The sequence below is a fragment of the Paenibacillus sp. GM2 genome, assembly GCF_900069005.2.
Classification (GTDB): domain Bacteria; phylum Bacillota; class Bacilli; order Paenibacillales; family Paenibacillaceae; genus Fontibacillus.
The window spans coordinates 580,117-601,619 of the sequence record NZ_LN831279.1 but is presented as its reverse complement, the minus strand read 5'-3'; the positions used below and the strand labels follow the sequence as shown (position 1 = coordinate 601,619).

The 21,503-nt window shown below is 48.5% G+C and carries 17 protein-coding genes and 1 riboswitch; all 17 genes read right to left on the bottom strand.

Translation table 11 applies throughout. The features are described 5' to 3' along the window. Positions 1–267 precede the first annotated feature (267 nt). The 17 genes from glnA to metA all read right to left on the bottom strand — a co-directional run bounded on the left by glnA (position 268) and on the right by metA (position 21,042). Positions 268–1,692 carry a type I glutamate--ammonia ligase gene (gene glnA / locus BN1360_RS12515; protein ID WP_068780181.1) on the bottom strand — a complete coding sequence of 475 codons (1,425 nt, stop codon included), beginning with the start codon at positions 1,690–1,692 and terminating at the stop codon, positions 268–270. Positions 1,693–1,940: 248 nt separating this feature from the next. Beyond that, the gene (aroF, locus tag BN1360_RS12510; protein ID WP_068780180.1) at positions 1,941–2,987 is read right to left on the bottom strand and encodes a 3-deoxy-7-phosphoheptulonate synthase; all 1,047 of its coding nucleotides are present in this window, start codon (positions 2,985–2,987) and stop codon (positions 1,941–1,943) included. Positions 2,988–3,337: 350 nt separating this feature from the next. Next, entirely contained in the window at positions 3,338–4,285 is a 948-nt protein-coding gene (locus BN1360_RS12505) for a 4-hydroxy-3-methylbut-2-enyl diphosphate reductase (protein WP_068780179.1), read from the bottom strand. A gap of 150 nt (positions 4,286–4,435) precedes the next feature. After that, positions 4,436–5,884, bottom strand: coding sequence for a sensor histidine kinase (locus BN1360_RS12500; RefSeq protein WP_068780178.1), 1,449 nt, complete (start codon positions 5,882–5,884; stop codon positions 4,436–4,438). Positions 5,885–5,888: 4 nt separating this feature from the next. After that, complete coding sequence (locus BN1360_RS12495; RefSeq protein WP_068780177.1) at positions 5,889–6,578, bottom strand: response regulator transcription factor; 690 nt, start codon at positions 6,576–6,578, stop codon at positions 5,889–5,891. A 250-nt stretch (positions 6,579–6,828) separates the two neighbouring features. After that, positions 6,829–8,454, bottom strand: a complete 1,626-nt coding sequence (locus BN1360_RS12490) for a S1C family serine protease (RefSeq protein ID WP_068780176.1) — start codon at positions 8,452–8,454, stop codon at positions 6,829–6,831. A gap of 138 nt (positions 8,455–8,592) precedes the next feature. Further along, positions 8,593–9,246: a response regulator gene (locus BN1360_RS12485; protein ID WP_068780175.1), complete on the bottom strand. Its 654-nt coding sequence runs from the start codon at positions 9,244–9,246 to the stop codon at positions 8,593–8,595. Beyond that, the gene (locus BN1360_RS12480; protein ID WP_068780174.1) at positions 9,239–10,288 is read right to left on the bottom strand and encodes a sensor histidine kinase; all 1,050 of its coding nucleotides are present in this window, start codon (positions 10,286–10,288) and stop codon (positions 9,239–9,241) included. The genes BN1360_RS12485 and BN1360_RS12480 overlap by 8 nt, the downstream gene beginning before the upstream one ends. A 4-nt stretch (positions 10,289–10,292) precedes the next feature. Continuing rightward, on the bottom strand, positions 10,293–11,306 hold the full coding sequence (gene liaF, locus BN1360_RS12475) for a cell wall-active antibiotics response protein LiaF (protein ID WP_068780173.1): 1,014 nt from the start codon (positions 11,304–11,306) through the stop codon (positions 10,293–10,295). 262 nt (positions 11,307–11,568) lie between these two features. Then, entirely contained in the window at positions 11,569–11,724 is a 156-nt protein-coding gene (locus tag BN1360_RS12470; RefSeq protein ID WP_179015141.1) for a hypothetical protein, read from the bottom strand. A 278-nt stretch (positions 11,725–12,002) separates the two neighbouring features. Continuing rightward, complete coding sequence (locus tag BN1360_RS26320; RefSeq protein ID WP_068780172.1) at positions 12,003–12,746, bottom strand: 3D domain-containing protein; 744 nt, start codon at positions 12,744–12,746, stop codon at positions 12,003–12,005. Positions 12,747–12,856: 110 nt separating this feature from the next. Next, positions 12,857–14,794: a threonine--tRNA ligase gene (gene thrS / locus BN1360_RS12460; protein WP_068780171.1), complete on the bottom strand. Its 1,938-nt coding sequence runs from the start codon at positions 14,792–14,794 to the stop codon at positions 12,857–12,859. A 591-nt stretch (positions 14,795–15,385) separates the two neighbouring features. Further along, positions 15,386–16,303, bottom strand: a complete 918-nt coding sequence (gene ytxC, locus BN1360_RS12455; RefSeq protein WP_068780170.1) for a putative sporulation protein YtxC — start codon at positions 16,301–16,303, stop codon at positions 15,386–15,388. A 144-nt stretch (positions 16,304–16,447) separates the two neighbouring features. Further along, on the bottom strand, positions 16,448–17,584 hold the full coding sequence (mqnC, locus tag BN1360_RS12450; RefSeq protein ID WP_068780169.1) for a cyclic dehypoxanthinyl futalosine synthase: 1,137 nt from the start codon (positions 17,582–17,584) through the stop codon (positions 16,448–16,450). A gap of 131 nt (positions 17,585–17,715) precedes the next feature. Then, positions 17,716–18,894 (bottom strand): trans-sulfuration enzyme family protein, encoded by a 1,179-nt coding sequence (locus tag BN1360_RS12445; RefSeq protein ID WP_068780168.1) that lies wholly within the window; start codon positions 18,892–18,894, stop codon positions 17,716–17,718. Further along, on the bottom strand, positions 18,887–20,071 hold the full coding sequence (locus BN1360_RS12440) for a PLP-dependent transferase (RefSeq protein WP_068780167.1): 1,185 nt from the start codon (positions 20,069–20,071) through the stop codon (positions 18,887–18,889). Before BN1360_RS12440 ends, BN1360_RS12445 begins: the two co-directional genes overlap by 8 nt. Before the next feature lie 35 nt (positions 20,072–20,106). After that, positions 20,107–21,042, bottom strand: a complete 936-nt coding sequence (gene metA / locus BN1360_RS12435; RefSeq protein ID WP_068780166.1) for a homoserine O-acetyltransferase MetA — start codon at positions 21,040–21,042, stop codon at positions 20,107–20,109. 329 nt (positions 21,043–21,371) lie between these two features. After that, positions 21,372–21,493: riboswitch (SAM riboswitch) on the bottom strand. Positions 21,494–21,503 lie beyond the last annotated feature (10 nt).

Here is a 21,503-nt window from a genome sequence, read left to right as displayed (position 1 = left end):
GAATTGCAGTCATTTATCGGCTGAAAGAGAGGATTTTCTATCACGCAGTCGCCCTCTATTTCGAAACCGGTTTCGTTTTGTCTATTATCTCATTTCCGCCTCTCTGATGTAAAGGGATGTTCACGAATCTGCAACATCATTATCCGAGAACTGCTATCCCTCAATCGCCACGATCTGGACATACAAGAAGAAGCTCCCCTGAACCTCTTTCTATTCCGGTTCATGGAGAGCTTCAACCCCTTCTATCATAGGAAGCTGGATGCAATTTTACAAATCAAAATATAAGCCGAATTCATAAGGATGAACACGAATCGCTACCGCTCTGGCCTCAGCACGCTTGAATTCAATATAGTTGGCGATGAATTCGTTCGTGAACACGCCGCCTGCGGTCAGGAACTCGCTGTCCGCCTCAAGTGCATTCAATGCTTCATCCAGCGAACCCGGTACGCTGCGGATGCCTTCCTTCTCCGCTTTGGACAGTTCGTAAATATTTTTGTCAAAAGGACCGTAGCCTTCCTTAACCGGATCGATCTTGCGCTTGATCCCGTCCAGTCCTGCCATCAGCATCGCTGAGAAAGCCAAGTATGGATTAGCCGTGGAATCCGGAGTCCGGAACTCGATGCGGCAGCCTTTTGGCGTTACAGCGGCGACGGGAATCCGTACAGCCGCAGAACGATTGCCTTTGGAATATACGAGGTTGACCGGAGCTTCATACCCCGGAACTAGACGCTTAAAGGAATTGGTGCTCGGATTGGTAAAAGCGATCAGCGCCGGGGCATGGTACAAAATGCCGCCGATATAATGCAGCGCAGTCTCACTCAGGTTGGCATACGCCCCTTTTTCATAAAATAGCGGGTTATCGCCGTTGAAGATCGATTGATGCACATGCATCCCGCTGCCGTTATCGCCGAATAGCGGCTTAGGCATAAAGGTCGCTGTCTTGCCGTACTGAATCGCCGTATTGTGAACGATATATTTATAGACCATCAGATTATCCGCCGTTTTCAGCAGGGTGTCGAAGCGGAAATTGATCTCGGCCTGGCCGGCAGTCGCCACTTCATGATGGTGACGCTCCACCTCAAGTCCAGCTTCTTCAAGCAGGCGGCACATTTCGCTGCGGATATCCTGCTGCTTGTCAGCCGGCGCCACCGGTACATAACCGCCCTTTACCGGAATTTTGAAGCCCGTATTGCCGCCTTCCTCAGTTCGTCCCGAATTCCAGGAGGCCTCCTCGGAATCAACGGAATAAAAGGTTCCGTTAATCTTATTCTCATAGCGAACATCGTCAAAAATGAAAAATTCCGATTCAGGTGCGAAGTAAGCTGCTGTACCGAGGCCGCTCGCTTGCAAATACTCTTCGGCTCTTACCGCGATGCTGCGCGGGTCACGCTCATATCGCTCTCCCTCCGGCGTGAAAATATCACAAAATACGTTTAACGTCGGATGAGCGGTGAACGGGTCTACGAATACTGCGCCATGATCCGGCATCATCACCATATCAGATTCCTCAATCCCGCGGAATCCGGGAATAGATGAGCCGTCAAAAGCTACTCCATTAACGAAGGTATCCTCGTCAACTTGCTTCGCTGGAAGCGTAATATGGTGAGCCCGGCCAGACAGATCAACAAACCGGAAATCCACCCATTCAATCCCTTTTTCCTTGATAGTTCTCATTACAAGCTCTGCTGACATGTTGTTTCCTCCCCAGATCACGAACATTATTTGCTATAATTACATTAAATGTTCATGCTTACGATTTATTCTGAGGTCATTATAAAACCGTGAAATTATGTCGTCAATAGTGATGTCAGGTATTTTTACATCATAAATAAGGTATTATTACACCTAGTACAAACTTATGGCTAAATAGTATAAAGGCCCTCCGTCATAAAGACAGAGGACCCTGTTTATTTCATGGCCAAGCATGGATCTTTTACGAACTATCTGCTTTGCAGTGCAGCCTTTGGCGTGTCAAATCTCTTGCCTACAATCGGAGCCAACTTCTCGAGATCCTGCAGCAAGGCGGCAAATTGATCCGGGAACAAGGACTGCACGCCATCCCCGGTCATCGAATTGTCAGGGTCGGTATGCATCTCAATAATGAGTCCATCCGCCCCGGCTGCAACCGAAGCCTTTGTCATTGGCTCAACCAGCTCGCGTCGTCCGGTGCCATGGCTCGGGTCCGAAATCACCGGCAGGTGGCTAAGCGATTGAAGCACCGGAATGGCTGACAAGTCGAGGGTATTGCGGGTATAGGTCTCAAAAGTACGAATACCGCGTTCACAGAGCATTACATTCGGATTCCCACCTGCCAAAATGTACTCGGCAGCATTCAGGAACTCATCGTATGTAGCGCTGAATCCCCGCTTGAGCAATACCGGTTTGCCGCAAGACCCCAGCTTGCGCAAGAGATCAAAGTTTTGCATATTTCTTGTGCCCACCTGGAGAATATCAGCGTATTCCGCGCAAACGTCAACATATTCCGGTGTCATGACTTCCGTAATCGTCAGCAGGCCATGCTTCTTGCCCGCCTCGGCCATCATTACAAGTCCTTCGACACCGATTCCTTGGAAGCTGTAAGGGCCTGTACGCGGCTTAAATGCGCCCCCGCGCAGCACCTGACCCCCAGCCGCCTTGACTAGGCCGGCGATTTCATCAATTTGTTCCGGAGATTCAACGGCACAAGGACCACCCATGATGACCAGGTCTCCCCCGCCGATCTTTACATCACCGATTGTGATGACCGTATTCTCAGGATGAAAATCACGGCTCGCTAATTTATACGATTTGGATATTTTGATAACATTCTCAACATCCTTCATCTGCCGCAGATGCTCAGCAAGCTTGGGTTCAATACTTCCAATGAGACCGATCACTGTACGATCCTCCCCACGTGAAATATGAACCTGCAATCCCTCTTTCTCTATAACGGCTATAATCTCCTGAATCCGTTCCTCAGATGTTCGATTTGAAGTTACTACGATCATTATCATTTCATCCTTTCCTTATCCATTGATATCATTTAGGGATATTTATATAGCTCCCAGCTATGTTTCACTGTCGCGCTTAAACGCTTGTTCGCTTTTAAGCTTTTAATCGTTAAAGAAAATATACTCTATTGGACCACTTCCGTCAAGATTGCCTCATAACAGCAAGTAGAAATGTGAATCTCGTACTAAAAACATGCATAACAAAGGAGCCCGTTCGACCGAAGGCTGCAGGAATACGAGAATTCGATGACCATACATTCGAGCTGCGGCTCGAATGCAAAATTCCCGATCCCGAAGCCTCAAGTGACGAAAGAGCTCCGTGATAAATCGTATATGATTAGGAAGCTTTATTTCTTGGCAACCTTAACCGGAGGAAGCAGCTTCTGCATATTAACCGTTCTGACGATCTCCCAGGTGGACGGATCGTCCGGATTATACTGCTCCAAATAATTGATGACTTCCTTCGTGATCGGCGTTGGTGTAGAAGCTCCTGAAGTCACCGCTACCTTGCCGACTCCCTGCAGCCATTCCTGCTTGATCTCAGTCACATCAGAAATCCGGTATGCCGTCACGCCGGCGATCTCCTCCGATACCTGTGCCAGCCGATTGGAGTTATTGCTGCGCGGATCGCCTACAACGATAACCAGGTCCGCTTGACTGGCCTGCTCAGCAACTGCTTGCTGGCGCATCTGGGTAGCCAGGCAGATCTCATTATGCACCTCGGCCGCCGGGTACTTTTCCAACAGCTTCTTCATAATATGCTTAATGTCCCACTGGCTCATCGTCGTCTGATTCGTGATCACAATTCGGTCAGACGTCAGCTGAAGATCGGCAATCTCCTCTTCCTTCTCAATCAGATGAACCTTATCAGGAGCGACGCCGATTGCCCCTTCCGGCTCCGGATGGCCTTTCTTGCCGATGTAGACAACTTCGTAGCCTTCGGCAACCTTCTCCTTGATCAATACATGGGTCTTGGTCACGTCTGGACAAGTCGCATCCACCGTGGTCAACCCTTTCTCACGAGCCAGCTTTCTAACCTCCGGAGATACCCCGTGAGCCGTGAAGATCACAGTCCCGCTCTCTACCTGACTCAGAATTTCCATCCGATTCGGGCCATCCAGCGTAATAATGCCTTCATCCTCAAAGGATTGAGTCACATGACTGTTGTGAACAATCATGCCCAGAATATATATAGGCCGTGGAAGATCGAGATTTTGCGCAGCCTGTCTGGCCAGCACCATCGCATCGACAACTCCATAGCAATAACCGCGCGGCGTAATTTTAAGCACTTCCATGAATTATTCCCTTCTTTCCGTGCGTCCCTTCTAGTGTGTATTCAAAAGTCATCCTTGAACGGCTTCGATCCGTTTTCTGATCACAAGTGGACTTTTGAGCAACCTCTACTAGCGAGAGAAGCGGATAATACGAATCCTCCCTATTATAGCCTATTCCGGCAAGGCATTAAAGAGAGCCGGAAGCCAGATGATAAAAGAAGTCCCTTCGCCCAGCTTGGTAACCACCTCAACCGATCCATCATGCTCATCAATAATCCATTTTGCAATGGATAATCCGAGCCCAACCCCCTGGATAACACCGCGGGAAGGATCGGCCCGATAGAATCTCTCGAAGATATGCGGAATCTCGCTCTTATCCATGCCTATGCCTGTATCCGTGATGCGAATACCAATCTGTTCCCCCTGTCTGGCCGCATCAATCGTTACGCTGCCCTCCGGCGTGTATTTAAAGGCATTCTCAATAAAAATGAATAACAGCTGCTGCAAATAATCCTTATTCCCCATCACAGCAGCCCCCCTGACAGCATCCAGATTTCCTTGCAGCCAGGCTGCATTGCGGGGAAGGAATTGTGCTCTGCGTATGACCTCTTCTATTAACGGAGAGAGAGCCAGCGGTTCTTTGTTTATAGTCTTGCCAGCATCAGCCCGGGCGAGCGACAGCAAATCGTTAACCAGACTGCTCATCCGCCGCGCTTCATCCGCGATGTCCGTAATCGCCTCCAGCGTATAGATCCGCTTCTGCTCCTCATCCAGCTCTACGCGTTTTTCTCCGATCTCGCCCCACATCTTCTGCAGCAGATCCACATTGCCACGAATCGTCGTCAGCGGCGTCCTCAATTCATGGGAGGCATCGGAGACAAAGCGGCGTTGAGCTAAATAGGCTTCATCCAGCTCGTTATAGAATCCCTCCGTGCGCTCTAACATCCGATTGACCGTGCCAATTAATTGACCAATCTCATCGTCCGGACCTTCATAATCGATTCGTACGCTCAGATCATTCCCAGTCTGGATCCCGTTAGCCGCCTCAATAACCTTGCCGATCGGCGCCATAGACTGACGGGCCAGGAACATCCCCAGCGTTGCGGCAAAAATAAGCGAAATCGATGATCCGAATAATAACACATTTCTGACCAGACCCAGCAAACGCTCTTCAGCCCCGGTATAGGCACCTAATTGGAGCAGACCGATATTCGTATTTTTATATTGTAAAATGGTCTGATACAGTAAAAATGAATTCTCACCGATCCGAATGCTCTGATATCCATTGCCATTTTTAAGCGCCCCCTTGGGCAGCGGAAATTGAAGATTTAATTCCTGCATATTATTCGATCGGTTGATCGTCTTCTTCACATCGTTATAGATTTGCGCATAAATCTGCGCATCCTCCAAACGATTGTTTTGGCTGGGCTCTAAAGAGATGTCTAAATTCACGGGATCCAGAATCAAAGTTTGAATCCGGTTAGCCTGCTCCTCCAGCCGGGTCTTTACTTCCTGATACGTATAGAAGCGTACCAATCCATAGAACGAAGCACCGAACAATATCAATACGACTGCTAGTATGCTAGTATACCAAGCCGTGAGCCGTAATCTTATCGACATGCTCTTAGTCTCCTCTCAGAATGTAACCGGCTCCGCGAATCGTCTGAATAATGCGTTTACCGCCGAACTCCTCCGTCTTCTGCCGCAGCATGGCAATATAAACCTCAAGTACATTGGACTCGCCGCTGTAATCATAACCCCAAATTTTATCCATAATCAGATCTCTAGTCAGGAGGCGCTTCGGGTTCTGCATGAACAGATGCAGCAGATCGAATTCCTTCGCGGTCAGCTCCAGTCTCTCCCCGCCACGAATCACTTCTCGTGAATCGAGATCCATGATGATATCCTCAAAGATCAAGCGATGTTCACCGTTTTCTCCGCTCCCATGATCCTTCCGTCGAAGCAACGCGCGTACCCGGGCCAACAACTCCTCAAGCGCAAACGGCTTCACCAAATAGTCATCCGCTCCGGTGTCCAGCCCTTTAACACGGCTCTCCACTTCATCCTTGGCCGTCAGCATCAGCACCGGCACCGTACTCCCGCCTTCGCGCAATCTTCGGCATACCTCGAAGCCATCCACCTTCGGCATCATCACATCCAGAATGATCATATCCGGCTCTGCCGTCATCACCATAGATAAGCCTTCCGCACCATTTTGGGCCGTATATACATCGTACCCTTCAAATGCCAAGCCACGCCGCAGCATTGAAGTGATCTTCTCATCATCATCGATAACTAGAATAACTGACCTCATAAGCAACCTCCTCTGATCAAGAACCATATGTCAGGATCAAGCAATTATGGCCCCAGTCTTTACCTATATTCTATCAAAATTCAAACCTAAACTTAAACTTGTCGCAAAAAGACGGCAGGCCCAAGGGCCCGCCGCCTCCTTTAACGCCCAGGATCAGACGCATCGACCTGCCGATAAGAGGTAGTTCAAAAAGTCCTGGCTTCATTCAACCTTACCGGTGCTGAAAACCAGACTTTTTGAATACACGCGATTACTGAACGTTCGCAAAGTCATTCTTATTGCCAATCTTAATCTTCAGATCCATCTTGTTGCCATCACGGACAATATTGAAGGTAACCTCATCACCGACATTTTGCTTCTGGATATATTCAATCAGCGTTTCCTTGGTGGCAAACTTCTTGCCATCGGCTCCTGTAATGATATCGTACGGGCGCAGGTCTGCATTATAGGCCGGAGACTTGAACACAACGCTGGATACCACCGAGCCTTCCTTCACATCTGAACCCATTTGCGCAGCGACTTCATCACTCATCGTCATCAGTGTGGCGCCGATAAATGGAACCGGTTTTTCCGGAATCTTCTCGTTATTCTTCAGCTTATCGATGACTTCTTTGACCGTACTGGTCGGAATCGCAAATCCAATACCTTGAGAATCCGCGCTAACTGCAACGTTAATCCCTACAACCTCACCATTCAAGTTCAAGAGCGGACCGCCAGAGTTGCCGGGGTTGATCGAGGCATCCGTCTGCAGCAAGTGCTCATACTCCCGGTCTTTCTCCCCATTCTCGCCAGCGATGGTGATGCTGCGCTCTCTTGCACTAAGTACGCCCGTAGTAACGGTATGGTCAAAGCCTTTCGGGTTCCCGATAGCTACCAGCCAATCGCCGACCTGCGAGTTGTCAGAGCTTCCTAGCGGGATGGACGGGAAGTCGTTATTGCCCTCGATCTTCAGCACGGCGAGATCAAGCTCATAGCTCGTGCCAAGCACCTTGGCTTCATAGGGTTTCTCGGTATTTTGTACCGTGACTTGAACAACATCGGCATTGTGGACCACATGTTCATTGGTCAGGATATAGCCGCTCTTATCGAAGATGAACCCGGAACCGATACCGGTTGGAACCAATTGGTTCGAGTTGGATGAGGAACCACTGCCATCAGTGCCATTGCCGTTTCCATTACCGTAACCTCCGTTACTCGAATCATCACCGAAGAAGAAACGATAGAACGGATCATCACTGTAGGAATTGCTGCGGCTTGACTGCTTGCCAGCTTTGACCAGCGTCTCAATCTTAACCACCGCCGGTCCGGCTTCCTTCACAACACCCGCCACATCTGTAGAGCCTGCCACCGGATAGGAAGTGGTCGACGCCTTCGAAGCTGTAGTATCGTTGCTGCCTTGATTCATATTCTGTTCAGCTACGGTTGGTTGGGATGGATTTCCTGTAAAAACATGAGCATAGTCAGCAAACGCCATCCCGCCCCCCATGATCAGCATACCTGCCAGGAAAGCAGCGATGATGGATTTGGCAGAGGATTTCCTCTTCGGCTTATTGAACTGCCAGTTGCCTGAATTTTTGGGAGGTAGTGCCCCTCCTCCTCCACCATTTAATGCGCCAGCGTCCTCGGTTGAGGAACGGTAACCATATGCGTTCGGGAGCGGCTTCACCGGCTGCGGTCTTGTAATCTCAACATCCTGCGACGGGCCTTCGCTGCCCGAGTAACTGCTGCTGGTGCTAATTCCTTCCGGCTCCTTGCTATAGGATTGGAACGGACCGTAAGAATAATAGTAGGAAGCGCCGGAATCCTGGGTTCCTTGTGATCTATCGCTTTCATCCTCTTTGAAGGGTTGACCCGATTTGTTTTTATCCTCTTCCATGATTAATATACCTCCTTCCCCTTGATGCTACAGGGGTAATTGATTGTTTGGGTTGTTATCTCGTTTACATTTATTATTTTGTACCAAGAACCTTAAACATACCTTAAAAACAATTAAAAAGGAGATAAAAGCTGGAAGTTAGCTAACCCACCCTTGACGATGAGCAAAAATGGCCAATTGCGTACGATCTTCGAGATCGCATTTCATCAGCAAATTGCTGACATGAGTCTTGACTGTCTTGATGCTGATATGCAGTTCTTCTCCAATCTCTTTGTTGCTCTTTCCTTCAGCAATAAGCAGCAGTACTTCCTTTTCACGCTCGGTCAGATCAGTATCATCGCCCTGTACCGTCCGCTGGCGAAGGCCGCGTGTCAGTGCTTGAGCGATCTCCCCGGTCATCACCGGCATGCCGCGGCTAGCCTGCTGCAGGGCATGGATCAGTTCATCTGCAGACACCGTCTTGAGACAATAGCTAACCGCTCCGGCTTCTACCGCCTGCACGACCAGGTCGTCTTCTATGAAACTCGTCAGGATGACGATTCTGATTTGCGGATAACGCTCCAGTACGGCCCTTGTTGCTTCTACTCCGTTCATCACCGGCATCATAAGATCCATTAATACAATATCAGGCAGAGCATTCTCCGGGTTAGCGTTCATAAAATCAACCGCTTCTTTTCCGTTTCCTGCTTCAGCAATAACCTCAAAAAGGGGATCCATCATTAAATAAGTTTTAAGTCCCATTCTAACCATATCATGATCATCAACAATCATCACCTTAATTTTATCACTCATTTACAGCCGCCTCTTTTCCCGTCTCAAATTTCGGAATATGCACACGGATGGTTGTCCCCGCTCCTGGCTTGCTTATAATCTCGACATGACCGCCAAGCTTCTCAGCCCGTTCACGCATGGTGGTTAGTCCATAAGATCCTGGTCTCTGAGCAGTACTACTGCTGAACCCCTGGCCGTCGTCGCTAACACTGAGAATGACCTGTCTTGGACCTTCCTTGAGCGACATGCTGACTACTTTTGCACCGGCATGCTTGACAATGTTGGCCATTGCTTCTTGAATAATCAGGAACAATTGATGTTCCTTGGCTTCCGATATGCCTCCTTGAATATCAAGGTCTTTCATCCCTTTCAGCCCGTTCTGTCGGCAATAATCAGGAAACCACTGATCAAGCGCTTCTGCAAGCGACTTGCCAACAAGCTCCATCGGGCGAAGCTGGGCGATGAGTGCGCGCATCTGCTTCTGCGCCGTATTCGACATTAGAATCAGCTGCTCCATCACGGTCTGTGCCTGGGCTTCATTAATCTCCAACACCTTGGGAAGCGAGGAGGCGGCCATATGAATGGCAAATAGCTGCTGGCTGACCGTATCGTGCAGGTCACGGGCCAGTCGGCGCCGTTCCTCCAGTACCGCAAGCTCAGCTGCTTGCTCCTTCTCGACAACCTCCTGCTCGCCAAGCTGCTGCAGGAGCTTCATCTTCTTTTCCACCGCATCCGTCATATTGTTGAACTCTTGATATACCCCGGCAAAGGATTGATCCAGTGTTTCGGGCATTCGTATGGATAAATTCCCCTTGGCGGCCTGAAGCATATTTAGATGCAGCAGATCAATCCGTCCCTGAATACGACGGCCAGCGATATAGCCAATGATTAGTGTTAATACGACGATCGTTATCGTCTCATAGAACCAGACATGGGGATCACCAATGATGATGATCCCCGCCCTAACGCCGATATAGGAAGCAATGGCCGCCAAACTGCCTGTCAGCAGAAAGAATCCGAGCAGCTCCCATTTTGTATTTTTTAGAATCCGTTGAACGATCATATTATCAACCCACCATATTTACTTTGACATCCCCGATAAATACACTGATGATCAGCTTCACTTTCTTGTTAGCCTCATTATAATATGGAGTCTGCGCCTTGATATTGCTCATGAAACCGCCCTGCTTCTGGGAGAAGACAGACAGGTCGCCGATAAATGCACTCGACACAGCTACAACGGCGACATCCATATCGTCAGGCACAAAAATTTTCACATCGCCAATAAATGCTGAAATATTAATCTTTGTCTCACCGTAAGGAATCTGGGCCTTGGTTAAATCGATAATGGTATCTCCGATAAAATGGGAGATGTTCATCGGCTGCAGCTGGAAATATTCCTGGCCCATATGAACATCGCCAACGAAACCTGATTTGTTAAGCGTCTCTTTAGAACCAAAATCGTTGAACTTCTTATGGAACTGTTCCTTCCAACCTGATTTGTTATCCATTTCCTCTGAATCGTAGGATCCATGCATTCCATTTCCTTGCTGCTTCTTATCGAATGGACTGTCGCCAAAATGATTGTAATCGAAGTTGCCCGGTCCCATTTTCTTCTCTTTCTTAGGCTTCTCCATCGCTTCAAAGATCGAGTCCAGCGACGATTCCATCTCCGAAATGGGAGGAACCGGCGGCTTTGGAGGTGCCGGAGGCGGGAACGGAGGCTGCTTGAACCGCGGAGAACGCGGCTTGAACAGCAGATTTATACCGGCGATAATCAATGCTAGTGGGACAAAAAACTTGAAGAACTGCCCGGGGTCAACCTGTACCAAGTCCAAATTCCTGGCCAGGAAATAACCGCCGATCACAATCAGAATAACACTGCCGATCAAGCTGCCTCCACGTCTGTCTCCATTAGCAAAACTCGCGATACCGCCAAGAATAAGAAATACCGGCCAAAATGTTCCGAACAAATAGCCTATACTGATATCGGTGTAGCCCATCATATTCATTATAAAGATACTGCCGATTGATATTAATACAAGACCGCCGATCAAGCGACCTATGTAGTTATGTTTCATTTTCATTCCCCTCCATTTACTCGTCATCTACTGTATCAACAGTGTAACGCATTTCAATGACAAGCAACAGCGGCGCGGGATGGAACATGCTATCAGTCTCGAGACCGAGTCGTTTTACTTTTTCTTACAGACTAATTTGAAACTTTGCCAAGCGAATCCTTTGAGATAGGACTGGATAGGAATTCTAAAGCAACCAGCAGGCAGCTTATACAAAAAAGGGCAACCCGAACGGGCGCCCTGTAGATCTCGTTGTATCTCTCAGTTATTGCACATGAGAACCTTGTTTATGTTTGACATTACGGGAAACTTTTTTAGCCGTAGCTGTTGTCAAGTTCTCCTCAGCAAACTCGGCATTAAACTTCTCGTTAGGAGTCTTATAGCCGGGAGAAGCTGCTTTGTTTTTATTTTGATTTGGCACAGATTTCACCTCCCTTGCACTTTCGCGATAAGAAGTCTTTATTATCGACTTAACGGCACGTTCTTTCAGAACGAACCAACCTTATTATGCAAGGACCTCAGGGAAACTATGCACTTTCAAACAGGTTAAAACTACCTCATAACTCACTGCCAGGGGCCGAGGAGCGCAGCGTACGGTTTGGGTACGTGAGCACCGGAAGACCCAGCTGAATTCAAGATTCGATGCTGAATATGCACTCAGTGCTGCTTCGTGATCAAAAGCGAATTTTTGAACGACCTCTATACGGCTTTGTTCCAGAGGTCTTCGGGGATCTCCTTACCAACCTCCATCGCCTCGCCCAGTTCACGCAGCATAGCCTCCGTCAACTTACCGTTACCATTGCGGATGACCTGAACCTCAACTTCCTTTTTGCCCCATTCTTTATAAACCTGCTTCGTCGTTTTAAAATACAGATCAATCTTCTTGCCTTTGATCGCCGAGCCCTTATCCGCTACAACCCCATAGCCATAGCCAGGAATGTACAGAATCGTTCCAAGCGGGAATACCTTCAGATCCGCCGCAATCGTAGAGACTGTATTTTTATCGCGGCGTACCTTGACTCCGGAGTACGTGATGCCATATTCCGGATGGTTGGGCTTTTTGCCAGTCGATTCATAACCAGCGGTATACCCCGTAGCCATCACCTTGACCGTCTTCACTTTCTTCTTGACTGATTCGGCCTTTTCCGCCTTATCAACCTTCGGTTGTAACGGCCTTTGCATCATTTCCATCGACTTAGGTATCATGACCGTTTGCTGCTTGACAGCTGGATTACCAAATGATTCCTGCCTTGATTGAGTGTCCAGCAGACGCATCTTCTCAAAATATTTCTTCTGTTCATAGTACGGATCTGCATACGATATATTTGTCACATTTGCCGATTTGGCTGCCGCAGGAATATGATCCAGTGAAATTCCGTGCAGAAGCATGCCCGTCAAAATACTTACCAATACAATTTTTTGCCATAAAATAATTTGGCGCATACGAAAAACCTCCCCCTTATTCCAAGAGGTTTTCCATATGCGCCGCAATTTATACATTTCATTTTTCAAAAAGCCATTGCTCTCGTCTCTAACCTCACTACAAGCAACAATTAAATAGTGTGGTTGGCGATATCATTTTTCAAGGAGTCAAGCACGTCTTCCAATGGCTGCGCGCCCAGATCCCCTTCGCCGCGTTTGCGCACCGAGACGGTACCGCCATTCTTCTCATTCTCGCCAACAACGAACATATATGGAATCTTCTCAAGCTGAGCTTCACGAATCTTATATCCAAGCTTCTCATTGCGCAGATCGCTCTCGGCACGAATGCCTCCAGCCCGCAATTTATCCTCAACCTGACGTGCATATTCCTCAAAATGTGCCGAGACCGGAATGACCTTCGCTTGTACCGGTGACAGCCAGAGCGGCAAATTGCCAGCAAAGTTCTCAAGCAGGAACGCTGTAAACCGCTCCATTGTACCGAGAATACCGCGGTGCAGCACCACGGGGCGATGCTTTGCTCCATCTTCTCCAACATATTCCAGCTCAAAGCGTTCCGGCAGAAGGAAGTCGATCTGAACGGTGGATAGAGTCTCTTCCTTGCCCAGAGCGGTTTTGATTTGTACGTCCAACTTCGGACCATAGAACGCCGCTTCGCCTTCTGCTTCATAGAACGGCAAGCCTGCTTCTTCTACAACCTCGCGCAGCATACGCTGTGCAGTGTTCCACATTTCGTCATTCTGATAATACTTCTCTGTATCCTGGGGATCGCGATAGGACAGACGGAAGCGGTATTCACCGATGCCGAAATCGCTATATACTTGCTTGATCAAGTCAAGCACACGGGAGAACTCGCTTTTGATCTGATCCAGGCGACAGAAGATATGCGCATCATTCAGCGTCATCGAACGCACGCGGTGCAGCCCTGTCAATGCCCCAGACATTTCATAACGGTGCTGCATCCCCAACTCTGCGATACGGATCGGAAGATCCCGATAGCTGCGCATATCGCTTTTAAATACCATCATGTGGTGCGGACAGTTCATCGGACGAAGAACGAATTCCTCGTTATCGACCTGCATTCTTGGGAACATATCCTCTTCATAGTGAGCCAAATGTCCGGAGGTTTTGTACAGCTCTGTGCTACCGAGTACAGGAGTATAGACATGTTGATAGCCAAGGCGTTCCTCAATATCAACAATATAGCGCTCCAGAGTGCGGCGCAGAGTCGCCCCTTTTGGAAGCCAGATCGGCAGGCCTTGTCCAACCAAATTATTAAAAGTAAAGATGCTAAGCTCCTTACCCAGCTTACGGTGGTCGCGCTTCTTCGCTTCCTCCAGCATATGCAAGTGCTCATCGAGCTGAGCCTTCTTCACAAATGCTGTACCATAAATGCGCTGCAGCATCTTGTTGTCGCTGTTGCCGCGCCAGTAAGCGCCAGCCACGCTAAGAAGCTTGAAGATTTTGATCTTGCCGGTGGAAGGCACGTGCGGCCCGCGGCACAAATCGGTAAATTCGCCTTGGTCATAGATGGAGATCGTCTCGCCTTCCGGCAGATCCCGAATCAATTCAAGCTTGTAAGGATCGCCCATTTCAGTGAAGATCACAATCGCTTCCTCACGGCTTACTTCGCGGCGTGTAATCGGCAGGTTCTCGCCAATAATCCGCTCCATTTCCTTCTCAATCTTCTGCAGATCTTCAGGATTCAGCGGGTGTTCCAGGTCCATATCATAGTAAAATCCGTCTTCAATCACAGGACCAACACCAAGCTTAACCTCTTTGCCGCCAAATAATCGTTTTACGGCTTGAGCCATCAAGTGAGCGCAGCTGTGGCGCATAATTTCCAGACCATCCTGCGAATCCAGCGTTATAATCTCTATCTTCGCGCCGTCCTCCAGCTTCGTGTTCAGGTCAACGGCCACCCCGTTCAACTTGCCAGCCACCGCATTTTTGCGCAGACCGCTGCTAATCGATGCCGCTACGTCTTCAAAAGTACTACCTTCTGCATATTCCCGGACCGATCCGTCCGGCAAAGTAATCGATAGTGCCACTTTCATTTCCTCCCTCTCGTTGTTTGGCCGCCGGAAGCGGACATACAAAAAACACCCGTCCCGTAAAAGGGACGAGCGTGATTTACCCGTGGTTCCACCCTTATTCGGCTGTCCCAATACAAGACAAGCCCTTAATTAAGCATTGTGTAACGGTAATGAACCGGCGATTCCTAATACCGGATAACCGGGCAACAGTTGAATCAACCCATAAGCCCGTTGTTTCCTTGGTTCGGAACAGCAGCTACAAAGGGGTAAACCAAGAATGAATCCGAAGGGAATTCCAGCCAAGTTCCCTCTCTCTGTACAGTTCAAAATCTGGTTCATATCTTTGTCATCGCTTTTAGAGGTTAATCAAAAAGTCACTTTTGATCACGTAGTGAGTCAGGAAGTTTTTCGGCATCGAATCTTGAATTCAACGGGCCTTCCGGTGCTCACGTACACACCACGTACGCTGCGCTCCTTATGCCCTGCTTCATCCAACTTTCTCGGTGCTGAAAACCGACTTTTTGAATCCTGCTTTAATTACAACTAATGTGTAAATTATATAGCGATCCTGTCCTACAGTCAAGGAAATAGGCTGGTTTTGGCGGTTTAGGTACACTGATCCCTCGATCTATCCGATTGATGGAACAAGGTGCATTGCGGGCACTGCGAACAGATCTCCACCCGCTCCCCAAAAATGCGGCAGATCGTTGAGATCATCTGCATTTCCGGCCATGGCGTATGGATTAAAATACGAACCGGTGCCAGAGAAATCAAAGAGCTGACAACGGCATTTTCCATCTCCAGCTCCTGATCAGCGATTCGTGCGACCATCCCCCCGCCAGCAGGAATATGGATCGATGTAAATTTCTCATCCAAAACAACGAATTCCTGATCCTTCTTATGCATCAAATGGACAAGTGGGGTCAATGGCTCTTGAAAATGAACAAAATACTGGAGCAGGCCGATAAATTCTTCATACTGCTTATCAAGCAGAAGCTCATCCACCGCATAATCGATAATCTCATCCAGTTTGTCCCTATATTCCCTTAGCCGAAAAGTAATCAGACCGTCCAAATGTACAAAAGCGCTTTGCTGCAAATAATTTTTCAATTCCTTCTTAATAATGGACATCCGCGTGCGTCTGGCAGAAAAACCGGCTTCATCCGTTCCAAGCAAGCGTAGACTTAGCTTCGATACCGCTTCATAATCTTCAGCTGAAGCGAAGGAATATTTCCTGGATAACATCGCGGACAGAATCCCCGCCTCCTTCACCTCAACTACATATCGTGCGATTCCCTCTGCTAACCGTTCATATCCCTCGCCCCATTCCGGGTCCGGATACTTGTGTCCGTGTGAAGTCTCACCAGATATCCCAACGAGAACATCCATGATTTTTCCGTCTGTGGAGTAGCTGATTGCTGACTGACCTGAGTCAATATACAGATCTTGTCCTGAGAAGCACTCTGTAAAGCGGGCACCCGAGTCTGTACCGTCAATATTGATCCGAATTGTAAAAAAATCCATGGACTTTCCCCCTTCCGCTTCCTCTTCACAAGTATATGGTGAGGAGAAAACGGATATACGGATCAAGCCCATGGAATGAAAGGCAGACTTTCCAATGTTACCTAGACCAGGTCAGGAGCTGGTTAACTGCGGCCTGGCACCAGCCTAATTTTGCATCACAAAATCCCGTTCAACGTGAGATTCCTTATCAAATACACGCAGAATATCATACTTCGTATTACGCTGTGCCGGAATTTTCCCCGCTTCACGAATAATGGAAAGAATCGCTTCAATATTTACTTTATACGTTGCACCTGCCGATGAGACAACATTCTCTTCAATCATCGTACTGCCGAAGTCGTTGCAGCCATACTGCAGGGATAATTTGCCCACCTCAGGCCCCATCGTAACCCATGAGGACTGCAGATTCTTAATATTATCAAGGACAATCCGGCTGATCGCTACCGTCTTCAGGTAAGCTTCCGGGGTTTGCCGCTCCTTCTTCAAGTTTGTGTTATCCGGCTGGAAGGTCCAAGGAATAAAGGCCAGGAAGCCCTCCGAAGGATAGTGATTCTGGATGCATTCGTCCTGAGCTTCACGCACACGCAGTAAATGAAGTGCACGTTCTTCCATGGACTCTCCAAATCCGATAACCATTGTAGCCGTCGTGTTCATGCCGATCTTGTGAGCGGTCTGCATTACATCCATCCAGTCTCTCCAGGAGCCCTTCAAACGGCTAATTTTCCGCCGGGTACGGTCATCAAGAATCTCAGCGCCACCGCCTGGCAAGGAATCCAGGCCTGCCGCATGTATCTGCCGCAATACCTCCTCAAGCGAAAGTCCATCCGAAACTTCCTTCATTTTCATAATTTCCGCTGGAGAGAAGGAATGCATTGTAATATCCGGGAAATGAGTTTTAATTTCTTTTAGAAGATCCGTATAATAACTGAATGGCAGGTTAGGATTCGTTCCCCCCTGCATTAAAATCTCCGTTCCGTCAACATCAATGGTTTCCTGGATTTTTTGCAGAATTGCCTCTGTTGGCAGAACATAACCTTCTTCTGATCCAGGTCGACGATAAAATGCACAGAAACGGCAATAAACATCACAAATATTGGTGTAGTTCACGTTGCGGCCGATGACAAATGTCGTCAATGGCTCAGGATGTTTACGCTCCATCAGAATGTTCGCCACATGTCCCATCTTCTCAACTTCTTCAGACTCGAACAAGGCGATCGTCTCTTCAAGATTAACGCGCTCCCCTTTAAGTGCTTTATCAAGTATATGGTCAATAGCTGTCATATAAGTGCCCTCCCTTATCTCAATATAAAACAATCACAAATGTAATTAATTATCAGATAAATTTATCCTAACACACTCAAGCGTATAAAAACAGCACCCGATATAGGATCAGGTGCTAAGCTTGGGACTCCTTAAATCTTGCTGCTGCCAAGAGCTTGATCTAAATCAGCGATCAGGTCATCAATGTCTTCAAGCCCCACTGAAAAGCGCAGCAACCCATCACCAATTCCACGTTCCAGTCTGACCTCGCGCGGCATCGAAGCATGCGACATCATGGCCGGATAGGACAGGATGCTCTCGACAGCACCAAGACTCACGGCGACGAGCGGCAGCTTAACCTCACTGAGCAATTTTTTTGCGCGTTCTCCCGAGCCGACATCGAAGGAGACAACCGCGCCATACCCTGTTGATTGCTTCTCCTGAATGGCCCGTCCAGGATGCTGCTCCAGCCCCGGATAGTAAACTGCTTCAATATCATTTCGGCACTGCAGCCAATCCGCCAGTTTGCGGGCGCTGACCTCACTGTACGCCATGCGAGCGCCCAGCGTCTTCATCCCTCTCATAAGCAGCCACGAATCCTGCGCACCCAAGACTGTGCCAAGCCCGTTCTGCACATATTTCAGGCGCTGGGCCAGCTCCTCGTCACGTGCAACCGCGAGCCCTGCCAGCACATCGCTGTGTCCGCCAAGAAATTTAGTTGCGCTGTGCAGCACGATATCTACCCCAAGCTCAATGGGGCGTTGATAATAAGGGGTCATAAACGTATTATCAACAATGCTGAGCAAGCCGTGTTCTCTAGCCCAGGCAGCAATCTCGGCCATATCGGTAATTTTCAGCGTCGGATTAGAAGGGGTTTCCATATATACAGCTTTCGTATTTGGTCTTAAAGCCGCTTTCACTTGCTCCGGGTCCGTCATATCAACGAAAGTCGTCTCGATATTCATCCGGCTCAGCACAGTCGATAACAGTCGATAAGTTCCTCCGTAGACATCCTCCGTTACGATCAGATGATCTCCCGCCGAGAACAGCATGAAGGTGGTGGATATCGCAGCCATGCCGCTTGCAAAAGCAAAGCCCTTTACCCCGCCTTCCAATACCGCGATATAATCCTCTAATGCCTGGCGGGTTGGATTCCCCGAACGGCTATAATCGTATTCCGGAGGATTATAAATATCATGATGATGGAACGTGGAAGCCTGATAGATCGGTACGCTCGAAGCTCCGGTATTGCGATCTACCTCACAGCCAAAATGAATCAGTTTAGTCTCAAACTTACGATCTTGTTCATCGCCTGAAAAGAATTTACTCATGAGTCTCTCCTCCCTCAACCTCGGTTCTAGCTGCCTCCAAAGCCTGGTCCAAATCCTCGATCAGATCGTTCACATGCTCAATCCCTACCGAGAATCTTAGCAGTCGATCATCAACGCCAACCGCTTCGCGAATCTCAACCGGAATATCAGCATGGGTCTGTACCGCCGGATAGGTCATCAGCGATTCAACACCGCCGAGGCTCTCTGCGAAGGCAATCAATTTAAGATGTCGCAGCACGGGCTCAACATAACGGGCATCCGTCACTTTGAAAGAAAAGATTCCCGTGTTTCCGCTGCTTTGCTGATTTTGAATTTCATAGCCCGGGTGGTCTGGTAGAGCGGGATAGAATACCTCAGCCACCTGCGGATGCTTCTGCAAATATTTTGCGATCGCCAGCGCATTGCTCTGATGACGATCCATCCGCAGCGCCAGCGTCTTCATTCCTCTCATCAGCTGATAGCTATCAGAAGGGCTCAGCACAGCGCCCAGAGAATTGTGCAGGAAGAACATCTCGGCAGACAATACCTCCCCTTTGGTCACAATAATTCCGGCCAATACATCATTGTGCCCGCCCAAATATTTTGTCGCGCTATGAACTACAATGTCTGCGCCAAGCTCAAGCGGCCGCTGGAAATACGGCGTTAGCAGCGTATTATCGACGATGGTCAGCAATTGATGCTGCTTTGCCCAGCTGCCTACCTTACCGATATCGGTCACCATCATCAATGGATTCGTCGGCGTCTCGATGAACACAGCCTTTGTATTCGGCTGACGTACGCTCTCCAGCTCATCCAGATCATTCGTGTCCACATAGGAGGCCGTGACTCCAAATTTCGTCAATATCCGTTCAAGCAGCCGATATGTACCCCCGTACAAATCAAGCGATACGATCAAGTGATCGCCTTGGGCGAACATCATAAATACCGTCTGCAGTGCCGCCATACCGGAGCTACAGGCAAACCCGGCATCTCCGCATTCCAATTCAGCCGCCGCTTGCTCAAGCACCGCCCGGGTCGGGCTCTTTGTCCGCGCATAATCGAATCCCGTGCTCTGGCCAAGTCGCGGATGACGAAACGCCGTTGCTTGGTAAATCGGATAATTCACCGCTCCCGTCACCGGTTCCTCCACCGAGCCGATTTGTGCCAGCTTACTCTCAATATGCCACTTCTTATCCATGCCGATCTTTCCCCTCATTATTTATTTATCGCAAATTAAATCTCATATACGAAATCTTTCGCCTCATCAATGTCATAAGGTGTCTCTTGATACACATAGTAATTGAGCCAATTGGAGAATAATAAGTTTGCATGAGATCTCCAGGTAGACACCGGCGTCTTGGATGGATCATCATTTGGATAGTAATGAAGCGGAAGATCGATTTCCAGCCCTTTGGCAACATCGCGGTCATATTCCCACTTCAAAGAGTCCGGGTCATATTCGGAGTGACCGGTTACGAAAATCTGCTTGCCATCCTTGGTAGCTACAAGATAAATACCAGCCTCCTCGGATTCCGCAAGCACTTCCAATTCCTCTCTAACTTCAATATCAGCTCGCAATACGTCGGTATGACGGGAATGTGGCACCTGGAACACTTCATCGAAGCCGCGCAGCAGCTTCACATGAGGTTTATTCACCGTATGAGGGAACACGCCAAAGCATTTCTGGCCCAGAGGTATTTTGCGCACGCCATAATGATGATATAAACCGGCTTGTGAAGCCCAACATATATGCAGTGTCGAAGTAACATGTGTTTTGCTCCAATCGAATATCTCCTGCAATTCCTTCCAGTAGTTCACTTCTTCGAATTCGAGCTGTTCGACCGGAGCCCCTGTAATAATCAAACCGTCAAAGCGGCGATGCCTGATTTCATCAAAAGTTTTATAGAACATTTCCAAATGCTCCGCCGATGTATTCTTCGACGTATGGGAGCTTGGATGCAAGAGCACGATATCGACCTGCAGCGGTGTATTTCCGAGCAAGCGGAGGATTTGTGTCTCCGTTGTTTCTTTTGTGGGCATAAGATTTAGTATCGCAATGCGGAGTGGCCGAATATCCTGACGATATGCCCGACTTTCATCCATCACAAAAATGTTCTCTTGATTCAATACTTCCTTGGCCGGCAAATAATCCGGGATCTTGATTGGCATAATTTCCCCACTCCTCATTTCATTGGATTTGAATACAAATCATTTGTCATCTCAAAGAGAACTTCAAAAATCCGCTTTTGATCATGTCTGCATCGAATCTTGAATTCAGCCGAATCTAAGCGCAGGCTTATGAATTCATGTTTCCTCCGGAAACATCTCAGGTGCTCGCGTACGAAATACGTACATTCCGCTCCTCAGACCCTGGCTTTATCAACTACTCCATGCTGAACACCGGATTTTTTGAACACTCATTTAATAGCCGGAGATACAACAAATGGCCTCACTCGTATAAATCGAGAAAGGCCATTGATATCTGACTGAATATACCTCTCTCATCTCTCAGAGATCATCCGCCGACAGGGCATTTGATCCTGCAAGAATTAGCACCGTGCAAAATTCGCCGGTTGCCGGGTATCATCGGGCTAGTCCCTCCACCTACTCTTGATAAGAAAAAATGTATT

Excerpts from the sequence above, each read along its gene's own strand:
- BN1360_RS12480 (WP_068780174.1), bottom strand. The coding sequence starts at position 10,288 with ATGATCGTTCAACGGATTCTAAAAAATACAAAATGGGAGCTGCTCGGA.
- BN1360_RS12485 (WP_068780175.1), bottom strand. The coding sequence starts at position 9,246 with ATGAGTGATAAAATTAAGGTGATGATTGTTGATGATCATGATATGGTT.
- metA (WP_068780166.1), bottom strand. The coding sequence starts at position 21,042 with ATGCCAATCAAGATCCCGGATTATTTGCCGGCCAAGGAAGTATTGAAT.
- BN1360_RS12445 (WP_068780168.1), bottom strand. The coding sequence starts at position 18,894 with ATGAGTAAATTCTTTTCAGGCGATGAACAAGATCGTAAGTTTGAGACT.
- BN1360_RS12495 (WP_068780177.1), bottom strand. The coding sequence starts at position 6,578 with ATGAGGTCAGTTATTCTAGTTATCGATGATGATGAGAAGATCACTTCA.
- BN1360_RS12505 (WP_068780179.1), bottom strand. The coding sequence starts at position 4,285 with ATGGAAGTGCTTAAAATTACGCCGCGCGGTTATTGCTATGGAGTTGTC.
- BN1360_RS12490 (WP_068780176.1), bottom strand. The coding sequence starts at position 8,454 with ATGGAAGAGGATAAAAACAAATCGGGTCAACCCTTCAAAGAGGATGAA.
- ytxC (WP_068780170.1), bottom strand. The coding sequence starts at position 16,303 with ATGGATTTTTTTACAATTCGGATCAATATTGACGGTACAGACTCGGGT.
- BN1360_RS26320 (WP_068780172.1), bottom strand. The coding sequence starts at position 12,746 with ATGCGCCAAATTATTTTATGGCAAAAAATTGTATTGGTAAGTATTTTG.
- mqnC (WP_068780169.1), bottom strand. The coding sequence starts at position 17,584 with ATGACAGCTATTGACCATATACTTGATAAAGCACTTAAAGGGGAGCGC.
- glnA (WP_068780181.1), bottom strand. The coding sequence starts at position 1,692 with ATGTCAGCAGAGCTTGTAATGAGAACTATCAAGGAAAAAGGGATTGAA.
- BN1360_RS12440 (WP_068780167.1), bottom strand. The coding sequence starts at position 20,071 with ATGGATAAGAAGTGGCATATTGAGAGTAAGCTGGCACAAATCGGCTCG.
- BN1360_RS12500 (WP_068780178.1), bottom strand. The coding sequence starts at position 5,884 with ATGTCGATAAGATTACGGCTCACGGCTTGGTATACTAGCATACTAGCA.
- liaF (WP_068780173.1), bottom strand. The coding sequence starts at position 11,306 with ATGAAACATAACTACATAGGTCGCTTGATCGGCGGTCTTGTATTAATA.
- aroF (WP_068780180.1), bottom strand. The coding sequence starts at position 2,987 with ATGATCGTAGTAACTTCAAATCGAACATCTGAGGAACGGATTCAGGAG.